Origin of the sequence: Bartonella sp. CL71SXKL (genome assembly GCF_042194935.1) — a bacterium.
In the GTDB taxonomy this organism is placed as follows: domain Bacteria; phylum Pseudomonadota; class Alphaproteobacteria; order Rhizobiales; family Rhizobiaceae; genus Bartonella.
The window spans coordinates 260,083-277,110 of the sequence record NZ_JBHINI010000001.1; the positions used below are offsets into that span (position 1 = coordinate 260,083).

At 37.6% G+C, this 17,028-nt stretch carries 10 protein-coding genes; 6 read left to right on the plus strand and 4 right to left on the minus strand.

Annotated elements, in window-relative coordinates:
* The first annotated feature begins 23 nt into the window (after positions 1-23).
* Positions 24-155, plus strand: coding sequence for a DUF4102 domain-containing protein (locus ACFILA_RS00995; RefSeq protein WP_375630682.1), 132 nt, complete (start codon positions 24-26; stop codon positions 153-155).
* Positions 156-654: 499 nt separating this feature from the next.
* Here the strand turns inward: ACFILA_RS00995 and ACFILA_RS01000 are convergent, their stop codons facing one another.
* From ACFILA_RS01000 to tsaD, 3 genes are all read right to left on the minus strand, one after another.
* On the minus strand, positions 655-1,335 hold the full coding sequence (locus ACFILA_RS01000; protein WP_375630684.1) for a response regulator transcription factor: 681 nt from the start codon (positions 1,333-1,335) through the stop codon (positions 655-657).
* Positions 1,336-2,240: 905 nt separating this feature from the next.
* Positions 2,241-2,675, minus strand: coding sequence for an EVE domain-containing protein (locus ACFILA_RS01005; protein WP_273790082.1), 435 nt, complete (start codon positions 2,673-2,675; stop codon positions 2,241-2,243).
* Between the two features lie 586 nt (positions 2,676-3,261).
* Entirely contained in the window at positions 3,262-4,356 is a 1,095-nt protein-coding gene (gene tsaD / locus ACFILA_RS01010) for a tRNA (adenosine(37)-N6)-threonylcarbamoyltransferase complex transferase subunit TsaD (RefSeq protein WP_273790081.1), read from the minus strand.
* A 286-nt stretch (positions 4,357-4,642) separates the two neighbouring features.
* On the opposite strand from tsaD, the gene ACFILA_RS01015 reads away from it, so the two are divergent.
* The 4 genes from ACFILA_RS01015 to ACFILA_RS01030 all read left to right on the plus strand — a co-directional run bounded on the left by ACFILA_RS01015 (position 4,643) and on the right by ACFILA_RS01030 (position 10,073).
* Positions 4,643-5,827: a COG4223 family protein gene (locus ACFILA_RS01015; RefSeq protein ID WP_375660497.1), complete on the plus strand. Its 1,185-nt coding sequence runs from the start codon at positions 4,643-4,645 to the stop codon at positions 5,825-5,827.
* 11 nt (positions 5,828-5,838) lie between these two features.
* Positions 5,839-7,398: a heme biosynthesis protein HemY gene (locus tag ACFILA_RS01020; RefSeq protein WP_375660498.1), complete on the plus strand. Its 1,560-nt coding sequence runs from the start codon at positions 5,839-5,841 to the stop codon at positions 7,396-7,398.
* 146 nt (positions 7,399-7,544) lie between these two features.
* Complete coding sequence (locus ACFILA_RS01025) at positions 7,545-8,291, plus strand: glutamine amidotransferase (RefSeq protein WP_273790078.1); 747 nt, start codon at positions 7,545-7,547, stop codon at positions 8,289-8,291.
* A gap of 795 nt (positions 8,292-9,086) precedes the next feature.
* Positions 9,087-10,073, plus strand: coding sequence for a DUF2125 domain-containing protein (locus tag ACFILA_RS01030; RefSeq protein ID WP_375660499.1), 987 nt, complete (start codon positions 9,087-9,089; stop codon positions 10,071-10,073).
* Between the two features lie 1,311 nt (positions 10,074-11,384).
* Here ACFILA_RS01030 and ACFILA_RS01035 read toward each other — a convergent pair.
* Positions 11,385-16,094 (minus strand): NAD-glutamate dehydrogenase, encoded by a 4,710-nt coding sequence (locus ACFILA_RS01035; RefSeq protein WP_375660500.1) that lies wholly within the window; start codon positions 16,092-16,094, stop codon positions 11,385-11,387.
* Positions 16,095-16,361: 267 nt separating this feature from the next.
* On the opposite strand from ACFILA_RS01035, the gene ACFILA_RS01040 reads away from it, so the two are divergent.
* Positions 16,362-17,018 (plus strand): carbonic anhydrase, encoded by a 657-nt coding sequence (locus ACFILA_RS01040; RefSeq protein WP_273790076.1) that lies wholly within the window; start codon positions 16,362-16,364, stop codon positions 17,016-17,018.
* The last annotated feature ends 10 nt before the right edge of the window (positions 17,019-17,028 follow it).

The window sequence follows — 17,028 nt, forward strand, 5'->3', positions numbered from 1 at the left end:
AAACTGTACAAGGAAGGATTAAAATGCTTCTTATGAACCATCTCTCAAGTGTCAAGGGCTCCTCTGCAACATTGAAATCTAACAAAGTGTGTGATGGTGCCGGCTTGTTCTTTTATAAGGGTAAAGATGGTGGTGCTCAGTGGCTTTATCGTTAGGATAAACATTTAGCGTTATATCATTAATTATACAACCTCTTAAGAGGAGATAAAATCATAAAGAATGGAGGAAAACTATAAAGATAAAAAACATCTCTCAATTTAGGCTAGTGAATATAAGATAAAGCATTGCGTGGAGCGGTTTTTCTGAAAAAAATAATCATAAATAGCACTCATCTAAAGATGATAGTTATGATCAAGAATGTTGCTAAAAGATATCACGATTATTTATATGCGGAACATATTAAAAATTTTAGAAAGAACAAAAGTATGTGAAACAGAAGTTACAAAGTATATCGTGAGGTTTGAAAGCATTTTTGTTTCTGGTTATCATGTTGAATATTTCGTTTTTTATTCATAATGTTATATATTTTGTTATAAGAGTACAGATAAGAGTAAGTTTTATGTAATAGCATTTGAATTATACGCGAAGTTTTTTTCATCTCTTTCTGTTTTCATTTAGGATATTAAAATTATTTTTGAAACAGTAAATCTCGAATTAAAGATTTAAACGGTAACCATTTTGATCTGTCATGAGAATTTGTGCATTGGAGGGATCGTTTTCGATTTTTTGTCGCAAACGATAGATATGGGTTTCTAGAGTATGGGTGACAATATTTTCATTATATCCCCAAACTTGTTCTAACAATGTTTCACGGCTGACAATTTTATCATTGGCATAATAGAGACATTTAAGGATCGCTGCTTCTTTTTCTGTGAGACAGATTTTATTGTTGCATTGATCAAGAAGAAGTTTTTGTCTTAGTTTAAAAGTATAGGGACCAATATGAAAGGTTGCGTCTTCATTTTGTTCATATTGGCGCAACTGTGCTCGAATTCTCGCTAATAACACCGCAAAGCGAAAGGGTTTTGTCACATAATCATTGGCGCCTGTTTCAAGATCTAAAATATTATCGCAGTCTGTATCATAATTCGTTATCATGATAATGGGGGCACGAAATCCTTGGGAGCGTAATTGTTTAACTGCTTTGCAACCATCAAGATCAGGAAGTTGAAGTCCCAAAATAGTGAGATCAATATTTTCTTCTTGGATTATTTTCATTCCCGCTTCTGCTGTTTTTGCTTGGAAAATTTTAAACTCTTGATGCATTTGCAATTGTTCTACTAAAATGGGGCGTAGATCATCATCTTCAACGATTAAAAGAGTATAGTGGTTCATGTTGTTCCTTATAGGCATGTTGATGCACTGATTGGTATAGTTTCATGAAAAATGAGATTTCATGCAAGAAAAATTAAAAGAGAAAAATTAAAAAAGAGCGTTTCTAAAAAATAAACTTTTATAATTTCTAATGGTTGCTTGCTGAAAAGAAGGTATTCCGTCTGCAGAGTATTTTACGTATTGGTTGGAAGCGTTTTTTATGTTCTAGAACGTGTTTTAGCTATTGAGTGTCATCATCTTTACGCTTTATGGAGAAACAAGCTAGCACTATCATTCACTTTGCCAGCTCGTGGGTGTTGCGGATAGTCCTTGGCACTTGAGACGATTCATAGGAGGAATTTTTAGTCCTTTCTTTCACGGTTTTTATCCATATGGGACTTTCTCCGCTTGTAATGTGCAAGCAAATAGCTTTTGATTGATTCAATATAAACAGGTTGGGAATGAGAGAATCCTGCGGCATGAGGCGCACTCGTCCAACATGCAAAACAATGAACACGCAATATGATGCGTTTTTTAAGCGTGAAGAGAATTGTGCAACACCTAGCACATATGCACTGTTTAGGAGAACTTCACGATCGTTTTTATTGTTTTTATCCACGTTCAGTTTTGTTTTTTTGTTGCATTTGTGTGTGAAGGGGATTGTGTGTTATGTTCGTGGTGGTGCTTATTATAATCGTTGAGCAAGCTTTGCCTTTAGCAATGCCGAAAAGATGCATCATAAAGAGGTTTTTTGTGTAATTTGGAAGGAGACTGTATTGAGAAAGAGTGCAGGATAAAAAATGACAAAAAAATATCATATTTATGCATTTAGCATAAGAATACCTCAACAGAAGGATGTGTTGAGCTTATTCTTCTGCGCTACGAAGCATCTTTTTATATGAGTTAATGAATAAAAAACTATTGTTTTAAGATAAAAGCATTTCCTCCTTAAGGTTGCCCATCAAACAGACTTCTTTCCATTCATCTTCTGTTACGGGTTGCACTGATAAGCGGCTAGCTTTGACCAGCACCATATTTGCTAGTTTGGGATTGGCTTTAATTTGTTTTAATGAAACAGGTGTTGGCATGTCACAAAGTGCACGGATGTCCACACATTCCCAGCGTGGATCAGAGCTTGTAGAATCAGGGTGCGCTTCAGCACATATTTCTACAATTCCTACAATTTCTAAACCTTTATTTGAATGATAAAAAAAACCTTTATCGCCATATTTCATAGCACGCATATTATTACGGGCTTGATAATTGCGTACACCATCCCATTGTTCGCCATTAACTCCTTTTTTCTTTTGCATCTCCCATGACCATTTATGGGGTTCAGATTTAAAAAGCCAATAAGCCATGAGTTCTCCTTTTTCATAGATTGTTATGCATTTTTATAAGTATCTTTGTAATACCATCAACGATGATTTTTAAAATGGGGTAAAGAACGGCTATTATCTTTTTTTCTTGTTTCAAAATAGAGAGACGCGCTCCATTGATATTTCATGTTGTATAAAGGTATTTTGCTCTTTTCTTATCTTTTCAGCTATGGTTTGAAATGCGGTCACTATAAGAGTTTTTTGGAAAAAATGAAGAAAATTGGTTCTAAAAAGCTTTAAGATTACAATGGCAATGAAACGAATGAATGGTCAAAGATGAAGAGGTCAACGAATGGCATTCATATCTATGCTTCGTGGGAGAGAGTAGATCTTATTATGCTGTAAAATACCGTCATTTGAAATGTAATGATATAAGGCAGTTTTTTGAAACATGAAGGTTTTCAGAATATGTGGTGAATATTTAGGTTTACGTGTCGAGCTTTGGGTTAAGTGAATTGTGTGAATGGGAAGCAGGTTGGAATCTGCTCGATAGAGAATTCGGGCTATCTATAAACCGGATTGAGTAGAAATCTTCATTCTTTAAGGTGTGTGTGGGACGTCAATTTTATTATGCTTTTGTTCCACGGCGTCCCATCCCGATCAAGGGCGCGGCGTTTTCATCTAATGGCCAGCGTGAGCGGGGTGCAATGTCAAGAGAGCTTGTTTCTCCTCGTGCGAGTTTTTGTGCACCGGCAAAAGCAATCATTGCAGCATTATCGGTACACAAGGAAAGAGGAGGGGCTATAAATTCAAAACCATGTTGATGGGCAAGTTCTTGCAACGTAGAGCGAATGGCTTGGTTTGCGGCAACACCGCCTGCGACAACCAAAGCAGGAGAACGCTTTTCTTGATCATGAGAGAGAGGATATTGGTGGGTAAAGTGTTGTAGGGCTAGGTGAATACGATCATGTACTGTATCGGTCACAGCGGCTTGAAAACTTGCGGCAATGTCAGCAATATCATTTTCTGTAAGGGGAGCTATGGCTGTTGCGGCTTGTCGAACAGCAGTTTTGAGTCCTGAAAAAGAAAAGTCTAACCGTTTTTCACCTTTTAAAGGTCGTGGAAGAGGGATGCGATTTTTATCACCAAATAAAGCTGCTTTTTCAAGTGCTGGTCCACCAGGATAAGGAAGACCTAAAAGTTTTGCTGTTTTATCAAATGCTTCTCCTAATGCATCATCAATAGTGGTTCCTAAACGTTGGTAGTTACCTACTCCATGAACAATGATTGTTTGTGTATGACCCCCTGAAACTAAAAGTAATAAATAAGGAAAGCTGACGTTGTGCGTTAACACAGCTGTTAAAGCATGTCCCTCTAAGTGATTTACCGCAATAAATGGCTTGCCAGTGGCAAGAGAGAGTGCTTTTGCGCTCATAACGCCTACTAACAATCCTCCTATCAAACCAGGACCACTGGTGGCTGCAATGCCATCAATATCTTTTAATTTTGTGTTTGCTTCTGTTAGTGCTTGCAGAATTAAATGATCAAGAACTTCAACATGGGCTCGAGCAGCAATTTCAGGAACAACACCGCCGTAAGGTGCATGGTGATCAATTTGACTCCAAACAACATTGGAAAGAATTCGGCTGTTTGATTCATTGTTATATTCAATGACAGCTGCTGCCGTTTCATCACAACTTGTTTCTATTCCCAGCAGACGCATTTTAAACAAAACCTTATATTGAAGCTTCTTTCTTGCGTGCGTACCATGAACAGAAAAAGATGGAAAGTATTTCTCTTAGAATTGTTTTTTCTATTTCTTTGAATTTTATGATATCGTTGATTAAAAAATAAAGCTGTATTTTCGAGTATAAAATGCAAATGTTTTTTTAAAAACTTGTCTATTAAAGGCGATACTTGTAAATATTATTGAGAAAAGCTGCGTTTTTAAAACTTTTTTCATTTTATTATTTTATCATTAAAAAAAGTGTGCACGAAAAGTGACAGAGATGGTCGATTCTTCAAAACCAAAAGTTAAACCACATTATGCTGGTACGCGCCGTAAGAAACCAGTTATTGAACATGAAGCTGTTCCCTATGATTCAGAGGGAAAAATCCACAATTCTGTAGAAGCTCATGCGCGAGAAAAACAGAATATGCAAGGTCAGGATAAAAGTACCTCTAGTACAACTTGGCTTTTCTTGTCGCTTTCTGGGATTTTGGGAGGATTCATTGCTTTGGGAATTTTTATGGGGCTTCAATGGGCTGGTTTTTTTCCTTCTCCTTTTGTGGAAAATTCTGCTGGAGGAGAAAAAGCTTTGCAGATTGCTGAAGCCGCAAAAAGTCAAGGTGAAGACACAAAGGAACAATTGAGGCGGGTCTTTCAAGAAATCGATGCGTTAAAAACAGAGTTGTCTTCTTTTTCATCACAACAGTTTAAAACAACGAAAAATGATGAACTATCGAAAGAAGAAAGCAAAAAAGCTTTTGCGATTTTAGAGGAAAAAGTAAAAGCTCTTGAAGAAATTGTACAAACTTTTGTTAGAAAGTCGAAAGATATAGAGACGGCTTTGTCTGTTGGGCAGAGAAATGCAAATGATCTTGCTGCGTTAAAACAACAGTTAGAAGCACTACAGGAAGAAACTGCTGTTAAAAATAGTAAGAAAAAAGAAATAGATACCGCGCTCTTTACTGCAATTAGTTCATTAAAAAATGCTGTAGAGCGTGGTGGATCTTATAATAATGAACTAAAGCTGTTACAGCAATTATCGCCTTCGATTAATGGACTTGATGTGTTGCAAAAAACAGCTACTGTGGGTCTTCCAAGTTCAGCACAACTTTCAGTTGATTTTGCTCATGTTGCCGATGCAATTGTTGGTACGCAAAATCTTGTTGCGTCAGATGCTGGTTTTTTTGACCGAATTTTAGCGTGGATAAAAGGGCTCATTGTTTCGCGACCGATTGGAAATGTTGAAGGGACAACGCTGGAGGCTATTGCGGCACGCATGGAAGTTGCCATTCAAGCTGGTGATTACGAAAAGGCTTTGAGCGAATGGCAATCATTGCCTCAAAGTGCAAAAGATGTTTCAATGGATTTTGTTAAGCAGCTTGAAAGACATATTGCTATTCAACAGTTGTTGCAGCAATTGTTATTGTCTGTGCAACAAGGATCTTTTAAAGCAACAAAGATGTAAATAGGCCCAAGATGATACGTGTTTTTATTTATATTTTTGTTGTTTGTATCCTCGGTTTAGCTTTCACGTGGGTTGCTAATCACAATGGTATTTTTGTTCTCACATTTTTGCATTTCAGATTTTCTGCTTCATTTCTTACAGTGTTAAGTGTGCTTATTTTGTTTTTTATAACGCTGGTGCTTTTATGGTGGTTATTATCTTTCTTTTTTTCCATACCGAGTGCTCTTTCCAATTATTTTTATAAACGCCACCAAAAGCGTGGTTACGAAGCTCTTTCAAAGGGGATTCTTGCAACTTTTGCTGGTGATAGTATGGTTGCGCAAAAAATGGAAGCACGGGTTGCTAAATATCTTGCAGGAAAACGAGAGCCATTGGTAAAACTCTTACAAGCGCAAACCTTGTCTTTACAAAATGACTCTGTTCGCGCCATCGGTCTTTATGAGGAGATGAGAAAGGAAGATCCGACAAAACTGGTTGGACTTTATGGTTTGTTTCGTGAAGCAATGAAGAGTAAAGCTTATGAGGCAGCGCAACAATATGCCGAAGAGGCACTGACCTTATCGCCAGCACTTTTATGGGCGCATAAGGCGGTGCTTGATCGGTTAAGTGCTGAAGGTAAATGGGATAAGGCACTTACTGTTTTTGAAAGAACGCAAAAAGCTCTCCCGCGTTCTGTTCGCGCGACTCCAGAGCGGCAGCATATACAGGTTTTACTACTAAGTGGGCAGGCACTTTCTTTGTTTGATACACATCCTGTACAAGCACGTGAAGCTATTTTGAAAGCCCATAAATTGGCGCCTGATTTTGTTCCAATAATAGTTATTGCTGCTGATATTCTTTATAAGTTAAATGAAACGCGTAAAGCGGATAAAATGATTATAGCGGCTTGGCAAAAGAATCCTCATCCTGATTTGGGGGCGCTTTATCTTGAAAGAGAAGAAGGAGCCATTGGGCGATTGAAAAGGGCTAAGACACTTGCTTCTTATAATAAAGATGCATTTGAGTCGGCTTTCCTTATTGCTAAAGCAGCTTTGGATGCTGGTGAAACAGCATTAGCAAGAGAGAAGGCACAAAAAGCATTACAATGTCATCCACGGGAAAGTGTTTATTTATTGTTGGCAGATATTGAAGAGGCACAGGGAAACAATCAAGGTGCTGTGCGTCAATGGCTTTCTTTAGCACTTCGTGCTGAACGTGATCCAGTATGGATGTGTGATGGGTCCATTTTTTCTTCTTGGTCAGCGGTTTCTCCAATCAGTGGACGTTTGGGCTGTTTTGAATGGAAGGCGCCTCCCTGTATGCCTTCTCTCACATTAGAGGCGGACAATATTGTGCCGAAAAAGCAAGACAAAGAGTATGTTATGGGAAAAAGTGATGATGTTGAAGATAAGAAGCTGGAAAAATTAACACCTATAGATAATTCTCTTTTGCATAATGTGCAGGTGGAGAAACAAGATATAAAAGAACAAGATGTAAAAATGTTCAGTCAAATTCATTTAAATGTTGATGATCCAGGGGTTAAAACAGAAGAAGAAACATCTTTATCGAGGAAAAAGTTTCGTTTATTTTAAATTGCACCAATGTGATAATACGAATGTTTTCTCAGAAGAAACAATTGACCTAGAAGAAAAAATATCGTTAGTCTTTTCCAATAAAATTATTCTCTTATGCTTTAAAAATAAAGTTTTGCTTGGTAGCAGAGGTGATTGGTTAGAAAATGTTTTTAAATCAGAGATGTCTTGATAAAAAACAAAAAAATAACAAACCAAGGATTGCTGTCGTTATTCATCGGCGCTCTACCTATACTGGTCGTTTGGGAAAATTTTTACAACAAAAAGGTTTTGTTCTTGATATTTATCGTCCTATTTTTGGACAAAAACTCCCTGATACATTAGAGCATTATGCCGGTGTTGTTATTTTAGGGGGGCCGATGAGTGTGAATGACAGCGAAGCTTATATTGGTGAGGAAATTGATTGGATTTCGTTATCACTAAAGGAAAATAAGCCTTTTTTGGGTATTTGTCTTGGAGCACAAATGTTAGCGCGAAATCTAGGGGGGCGCGTTGGTACAAGAAGTGATGGGACTGTTGAAGTCGGCTGGTATCCACTAGAAGCAACCCCACAAGGGAAGGAATTGATGAATTGGCCAGAAATGGTCTACCATTTCCATGATGAAGGTATTTATGATTTACCGAAAGAGGCAATGCTTTTGGCAACAGGGAATACATATCCTACACAAGCTTTTCGTTATGGAAACAATGCATGGGGCTTGCAGTTTCATGCTGAGTTTACACGCGCTATGATGCGGCGTTTGGTCGTGCGTTCGGCACATAAATTGACTGAAAAAGGTGCTCAACCTGCTTGTGCACATTTGAAAGGTCGTTTAATCTATGATCGAGCTTTGAGCCAATGGTTTGAAAGCGCATTACACCAGATTTTTTGTACACCGCCCGTACTTGTGTGATTATTGACAACGCATTGATTTATATAGATAATTTACTGTTTTGCATATTGAATGAGAACCCCGAATATCGTAAGGTTTTCTCATTCCAAACCTGTGTATGTTGACTCAATAAAAACCTCTTGCTTGCTGTCACAAGTAGGGCTGGCGTGTGGGCAAAAACTGTATAAGAAAAGACTAAAAATGCTTCTTATGAACTGTCTTAAGTGCCAAGGGCTGTCGCAAAATTGTGGGGGTAGCCAAATATAATGATGGTGCTGGCTTTGCTCCTCAATAAGCGTAAAGATGGGGGTGCTCAATGGTTTTATCGTTAAGAAACACTATTCATTATCATTTTTTTTGTGCTGTAAAACAGTATGGTTTAAGGCAGAGGTAGAAAATCTATGTAAAACTTTACACATGAGGTGTTTTTTGTTAAAGGGTGTAAAGGGTTTTTTAAGAAAATCTTGTTTGTTGAGCTTATGAGATACTGTACTTTAGAACGATGTATAGGGACTTCTTGAAGTGACCAGTAGATAAAATCCGGTCGATTAAGAAGTTGGATTGTGTATAAACTGACCGTGGTTGGGAATCTTTATCCTTTTTAGGGTGGGGAGGAAGTTAAGAGATAAAGAAAGTTTGAATATTGTCTAAATCCTTTCAAATACCATCATCACAAAAAAGTTTTTCTTTGAGTTATTTAATTTGTGGGCTCTTTTGTCTTGCTTTGGTATTTATTTATAGCGCGCTCTGGTTTTTTTTTCACGTAAAATAGAAGACTATGTTTCTGATATATTCACAAAAATATCTTCCCATAATATGGCGGCGGTATGTGAGAATGTGCACAAGGATGGTTATCCTTTACGTGTCGGTGTTGTTTGTGACAAGTTTCAATTTTCTTGGCCTTTACATGGGGTTTCTTTATCGACGGGGCGTTTGACAGCTGGTGCACCAATTTATGCACCTCATTTGGTCGAGTTTAATGTTCATTCCCCTGCATTAATTGTTTTTTCTGGAAAAACTTCCATAGTATCCAGTTGGCGCAATTTGATGATTGAAACAGAACCTTATTGGAAAACGGGTAAGACATTGAAGTTTATAGCTGAAGGGCTTGAGATTTCACCTTTTTCTTCTTCCTTTGAAGGTCAAAAGCTTCAAGAAGCGTTAGGAGAACAAACGACAGATAAAAAAACGACACAAGAAAATATTGAAGATCAGGCATCTTTGCAAAATACGCATAACGTGATTATTCAGCCGTTAGAGCCAAAAGAAGCTTCCCAAAAAATAACGGCAGAATTTTTTCGACTTGATCTTAAACATGAAAAGAATGATTTATCGGGACATATAACTTTTGACGGTTTTGATGCTTCTCCCTTTTTAAAATCTTCTTTTGTTGATATTCCTAAAATTGATGGCAATTTGAAATGGATTTTAAATGATGCCTCTCTTCTGTTTGAACATGAAGAAAAAAATTGGCAACAGCGATTGTATGGAAAAAGTGGACTTTTAAAGCAAGGTGAATTGACTTTTCATACAGGTGGTGCAGTGCGTATTAGTGGACCTTTTTCTTTTGATGATGAAGGATATTTGACAGCAAAATTTGAACTTGTCCTTATTCAGTCTATGAAGCTTCTTGACACTCTGCAGCGCTTATTTCCCACGCAAACCAATAATCTTCAAGCGTTATTTTTTATTTTAGGTGCTTTGCCTAAAAATGCGGACGGCGCTCCCGTTCTTTCCTTGCTCATTAACAATGGGTGGGTAAAATTAGGCTTTTTAAAACTTGGTCGTCTTGCTCCGCTTTAGGTGTTGTACCAAAGCCTTTTTTAATTTTTACCACAAAATTTCGATTTTTTCTGATTTTCATACTTTTTTGCAATTTTAGAGTGTCAAAATCTATTTTAACAAAATGCGTATTTAATGGTAAAAAAAAATAGCTATAAAAATAAAAAATTACCACCTACTCCTAATTCGTCCAACCTCTTTTCACTTAGTACAAAATCTTATATCAAACTACATATAGTAACAGTGTTTGTATGGAAAAAGTGGCATTTTAAAGTATGCTGAATTGCCTTTTTATACAGGTGGTGTGGTGCTTGTTAGGAACCTTTTTCTTTATATATGGAATGAGTATATTGCATATATCTGTTTGGGAGTAATCTCTTAAAACAAGTAAATAGCCTAGTTGGAGGAGAATATGAAGTTGTAAAGGGAAAATCAACATCCATCTTTACTGTCATTTTTTATTCGATTTTACGCATTTCAAAAGCAGTTACAGTTATATCATTTTAAATGATAGATTAAGCTTATCCTTTTATTTCTGATGTTTTTTAATGAAGCTATATGTCTTCCACGTAAAACAGAATATATTTGTATTGCATATTTACGCATTTGTTAAAAAAATATTTCTCAGTACTTCTTATTTTACGATGTCGCCTATGAATGGTATAACGATAGAGCCATTAAGGGCTACCATCTTTTCGGTTATGGAGTAATAAGCTGGGGCAACACCATCATATTATATTTGCTAACTCCCAATGTTACTGCAGATTTTGGCATTTGAGGCGGTTTATGAGGGGCATTTTTAGTCTTTTCTTTACTGTTTTTATCTATTCGGCTTTCCCATTTGCAATATGCAAGGGGAAATGGGGTTAATTGATTGAATATAAACAGATTTTAAATGAGACAAATTTAGAATATCGGATTATCAGTTATCATAAAAATGATAAAATTATGATTGTAAATCAATATATTATATTTTTATGATGAAGGATATTTGAAAGTAAAATCTGAATTTATTTTTTATTTTGAGTGCTCTGTCTAAAAATGCAGGATAGGGCTTTCGTTCTTCCCTTGCTGATTAGTCATGGGGGGATAGAACGGAGCAAAAGCTTAGCTGTTTTGTACTGCTTTTAAGTCTGAAAGTTTATGTTTTTAGGGTGAGAAATCAATCCTGGTGTTTTTTTTTGAAATTGTTGCAAACAATTCTATTGTGATAAATAGCGAGATTTTTATTGTTGGTGTTATGTCTAAAATGCAAACTTCTGCTCTGTCTTAGTTGGTTTGTCGTGGTGGTGGGATAGAACGGGAGATTGAGTGGGTCGTTTTGTATTTGCTTTAGGTTTGAAAGCCAATATTTTGAAGTTGAGAAATCAATCCTGCTGCAAAAGTAAAACGAGAAATATTGAGATCATTTTCAATAAGGGCGCTAATGCGGTTTGTAATGTTGTGAATATGATCTTCTTCTGTTTTTTTCCAAGTGTCAAAAGGATCTTTTTTCTTTCCATAATTTTTGAGGATTTTCATAACGATTTGCCGAAAGCTTTCAGAAACATTTTCTTTGGCTTGGCTTAAAGCCATACTATCATAATAATCTACTACAGGGATTATACGACTTGCTTCGTTAATGCGGTTTATACGAATGATTTGCGCAAGTGAAAAGTAGATCTCTGCGGTTTTAATAAGATCACTGTTGCTTTTTTTTGCAATTAAAGAAATATCACATATTGTTGAAGCAGCTTCCAAGAGGGCTAATTGTTTCGCTAATGCTTTTGGTGCTCCCTCTTCGCTGTAGTGTAATGCTTTTTCTTCAATCTTTTGCTTAATATCGTTGCCGTGAGAATGCATAAGCTCTTTTTCAATAACGCTACGGGCTTGCTTTATTGTTTTTACAATTTCTTCTAATGGACGTGAGAGATCTATGTTGTGCAAACCCCAATTGGTTGTTTCAAAGAGCATTGGGGTCATTGCTGCGTAGAATTTATTTTGGACAAGACCGGGTATTTTATTATCAAGCTTATCAATTTGCTCAGACAATTGAGGAATTTCGAAACCATCGCGGATAGCAATGAAAACGCGAATAATATTTTCAGTCTTTTGTTCTGTTGCATCGTGTAGTCTATTAACAAAAGTGGGGCCTCCACGATTTACAATATCGTTGGCAATCAGCGTTGCGATAATATTACGACGCAATTGATGGTTAATAACTTCCTTCTTAAAATTTTCTTGAATTTGGGTTGGAAAATAGTTCAGCAAGGTTGTATTGAAATAGTGATCATCAACAATGGGGCTATTAGCAATTTCTTCTTTTAAGGTCAATTTAGCATAGGCAAAAATAACGGCGAGTTCTGGACGGAGAAGACCTTTGCCTTGGGTTGTTCTTTGTCGTAAAATTTGCTCATCAGGGAGTATTTCAACTCTGCGATCTAGAAGCTTTTTTTGTTCCAAGTCGTGCATAAAGCGTATTTGATAGGGCAAATCAGCAGTGCTCTGGTTTTCCGCCAAAGAAAGCGCAAGAGGTTGTAGATAATTGTTGCGCAAGACGAGTTGCTCGACTTGAGGCGTCATTTTTTTCAAGAGCTTATTGCGATCTTCGCGGGTTAACGTTTTGGCACGTAGTGCTGATGCAAGAACAATTTTGAGATTGACCTCAATATCAGAACAATTAACACCAGCAGAATTGTCAATGGCATCCGTATTGCATCGACCACCATTTGAGACATATTCAATTCGTCCACGTTGTGTAACACCAAGATTAGCCCCTTCGCCAATAATTTTTGCACGCACTTGTTCTCCGGTAATGCGTATTGCATCATTTGCACGATCACCTACTTGGGCATCGTTTTCTGTTGCAGCACGGATATAAGTACCAATGCCACCGAACCATAAAAGATCAACAGGGGCTTTGAGAAGAGCAGAGATAATTTCAAAGGGTGTTCCTGTTTGTTTTTCGAAACCAATGGCTTGTGCTGCTTCAGGTGAGAGAGTAATGGTTTTTTCTTTTCGTGAGAAGATACCACCGCCCTTTGATAATTTGCTTTGGTCGTAATCCTGCCAGCTTGAGCGAGGCAGTTTGAAGAGACGCATACGCTCTGCATAGCTTTCGTCTATGTTCGGATCTGGATCAATAAAAATATCGCGGTGATCAAAAGCGGCAATCAATTTTGTTTGTTTGGAAAGCAGCATCCCATTGCCAAAAACATCACCAGACATATCGCCAACACCGACACAGGTGAAGGGCGTTGTTTGAATATCGTGATTAAATGACTCTCTAAAATGTCTTTTGACGGCTTCCCATGCACCTTTAGCTGTAATACCAATTTCTTTGTGGTCGTAACCTGCTGAACCTCCAGAGGCAAAAGCATCATCAAGCCAAAAGTGGTTTGCTTGGCTGATGGCATTGGCTGTATCAGAAAAAGTTGCTGTTCCTTTGTCTGCCGCGACAACAAAATAGGGGTCAGGGTCATCATGACAGATGACATTGTGGGGAGAACTTATTTTGCCGTTAATTAGATTGTCTGTGATGGAGAGCAAAGCTGTGATAAAGTCTGTATAAGCTTGTCGTGCTGCTTCTATGATGACAGCACGGTCATTTGTTTGGGGAAGCCGATGGGGATAGAAGCCACCTTTTGCACCTGCAGGAACGATAACCGCATTTTTAACTTGTTGGGCTTTGACTAAGCTAAGCACTTCGGTGCGATAATCTAATGCACGGTCAGACCAACGAATGCCGCCACGAGCGATAGGTCCAAAACGCAAATGGACCCCTTCAACTTCTGGTCCATAAACAAAAATTTCTCGGTAAGGGCGCGGTTCAGGCAAACCTTCAATTTGGCGCGGATTTAATTTGGTGGCTAAAATACGCCGTGGATTTCCATCAGGAAGAGGCGTAAAGGCATTCGTTCGTAAACTCGCCTCGATAAGGTTACAATAACGGCGTAAGATCAGGTCATCATCTAAACCAGAGACTTTCCGTAATTTTTCTTCAATACGCTTTTGAATAACTTGTTGGTTTTTTTCCCGTTCTTTTTCTGTATGGCTTTGATGAAATTTTAAATGAAATAAAGCATAAAGATCTTGGGTAATGTCAGGATAAGCATTTAAAGTTTGGGCAACGCGATCTTGCGAATAAGGAATTCCAGCTTGTTGGAGATAGCGCCCATAATGGCGCAAAATAACAATTTCATGCCAATCAAGCTCAGCTGTTTGTGTGAGAGCATTAAAGCCGTCATTATCAGCATTTTGTGCCCAAATGGCTTCAAAGGTTTCGGCGTGTTTTTGCCCGTCTTTTTCAAAATCGATACAGCGCTGGAAAGTACTTTCCAGCTGCATATCATGAAGATACACAGAGCGCCCATTGCCATCTGGTAATTCAAGGGTTTGTTCAGCAATAACGCGAAACCCCATATTTTCAAGGAGTGGTACACGTTTGGAAAGGGCAAGAGCTTCATGGCGGTGAAAAAGCCGAAGAGAAATGTACTGTTTTTCTTTGTTTTGTGCGTGATAAAAGATCACGAAAAGGGGTTTTTCATCATGAAGACTTAGAATATGTCCGGCATCGTTAATAGCGTCTTCAGCTGAAAATAAATCACGATAGCTGTTGGGGAATTCACTGGCTAGACGTGTTTGTTGCTCTGTTATTTTCTGGGTAAGAGCGATGGCTTGAACCCTGTCTTCCCAACTTCGTGCAATCGAACGTACATGTTGTTCAAGTGTGGAGCGCTCATGAAGGGGAACAGTTTCGTTTCCTTTGCGATGGATGATATAATAGACACGTATAAGGGTGCTTTCCAAAAATAGCGGATAAGATTCAAAAAAGTCACCTTTATAAAGCTCAACAAAATGTTCGCCAACTTTTTCACGCAAGCTGCTGCTATATTGGTCACGCGGTACGTAGACAAGGATAGAAACAAAGCGTCCAAAAGAATCAGTGTGGGCAAGAACCCGTAAACGTGGGCGCTCATCTAATTGTAGAATAAGCTTAGTGTTTTCTGTCAATGTATCAACATCAGAGCGAAACATTTCATCTCTTGGATAGGTTTCTAAAGCACTGATGAGTGCTTTTCCTGAATAATCGGCGTGATTGTGTCCAAGTCGTTGAATAATAGTTCGGGCTTTTTCTTTTAAGAAAGGAATTTGCAAAATAGAACGTGTATAAGCTGAGGAGGTAAAAAGCCCTACAATGCGTAATTCTCCACAGAGTTGGTTTTCTTTATCAAAGATTTTAAGACCAATATAATCGAGCCAAACAGAACGGTGAATTTTGGAGCGGCTGTTCGCTTTTGTCACGATAAACAGATTATCGCTTTCCATGAAGGATAAAACTTCTTGAGGAGGTTCTTTCATGCTTTTATCGTCAACAATATGAATAGAAGCATCCGTGAGTATACCAAGTTCAATATTACTGGCTGTAAAGGATTTTAGGGGTTTTTGGTCTTTGATGAAGTTGTAAGTGCGCATACCAAGGAAAATGAAATTATCGTCCATTAGCCAGTGAAGAAATTCAATAGCTTTTTCGCCTTCTTGTTTGTAGTGTGGGGGAAGACTTATTTGGTAGGCATGAATCTGCTTTTCAACTTCTTCAAGCATAGGTTTCCAGTCTTGTACAGCAGCATTAACCTGTTCAAGAACTAAGGTGAGTTCATTTTCAAGTTTTTGTATTTGCTGTTTGTTTAATGACTCGATGTGAATTTGCATCAGACTGATGCGTTTTCCAGAAGCACAATCAATAATGGGGTGTGCAATCAAATAGATATGGTTTTTGTGTTGATTAAAAACATTTAAAATAGAATCGAGAAGAAAGGGTTTGTTATCATTGACAAGCGTGATAACGGTTATAGGTCTGTTACTACGGGTTAAATTTTGCTCAAAGCAGATGGTATTTTTTCCCGTCTGATGGAGATTAAAAGCTTTTACCGCGATGGTTGTGGCTTTTTGAAGTTCTTCATTTTCGTAATAAGCAATATCTTCTTTATCGGTTTGGGCAAAAAGGATTTGTTCTATTTTATCTTGGGTGTTTTTTGTCTCTGTTTTTTTTTGTTGCAACACATTCACTCTCCCTTTTTGCTCTTAAGGGGTCTTTAATTAAAAGCAGACCATTATATTTTTTATATACTGTAACACCTTCTTTCTAAAGAAAATAGCTCTTTATTTGGAAAGAATGAGTTTGTTTTTGCTATTTTTTAGTAATATTTTGCACTTTAAAGAAATATTTTGCTTCAAGGAAAGGGCACTTTTAGTATTTTTGTATGTTAATAGTTTGTTTTTTAAAATATACAAAATAAAAGTAAAAAAAGAAGCAAAAGTAAAGAGAGAATGGCGCGTTTACCAGAAAGACTTTTAAGTGGTTACCAAAACTTTATAAACAATCATTTTTTATATAAAATAGCAGATTATCAGCAATTGGCGATTGAGGGGCAGAAACCTGAAGTTTTGGTCATTGCTTGTTGTGATTCGCGTGCAGTACCAGAAATGATTTTTGATGCTAAGCCAGGGGAAATTTTCACCCTGCGCAACGTGGCGAATGTGGTTCCTCCTTTTTCTCCTGATGACCAATATCACGCAACATCAGCAGCTCTTGAATATGCTGTGCAATTGCTTGAGGTGAGACATATTGTCGTTTTTGGTCATGCCCATTGTGGAGGCATTCGTACTGCTCTTAATGAGACATATAAATCTTTATTATCAAATGATTTTATCGGTCAATGGATAAGTCTCTTAGCACCAGCAGCAGAAATCGTTTTGAATAATAAGTCGCTGTCTTGGCCAGAAAAACAGACGGCATTAGAGCAGCTTTCTATTCGCCATTCGTTGAGAAATTTAGAGACGTTTCCGTGGATTAAGCTTCGCAAAGATCAAGGTTTTTTGACATTGCATGGTGTTTGGTTTGATATCTCTAGCGGAAAATTATGGAGCATGGAACAGGAAACAGGTTGTTTTATGCGTGTTGAAGTTGAAAGTTTTGAAGTATAGTATTTGTTGT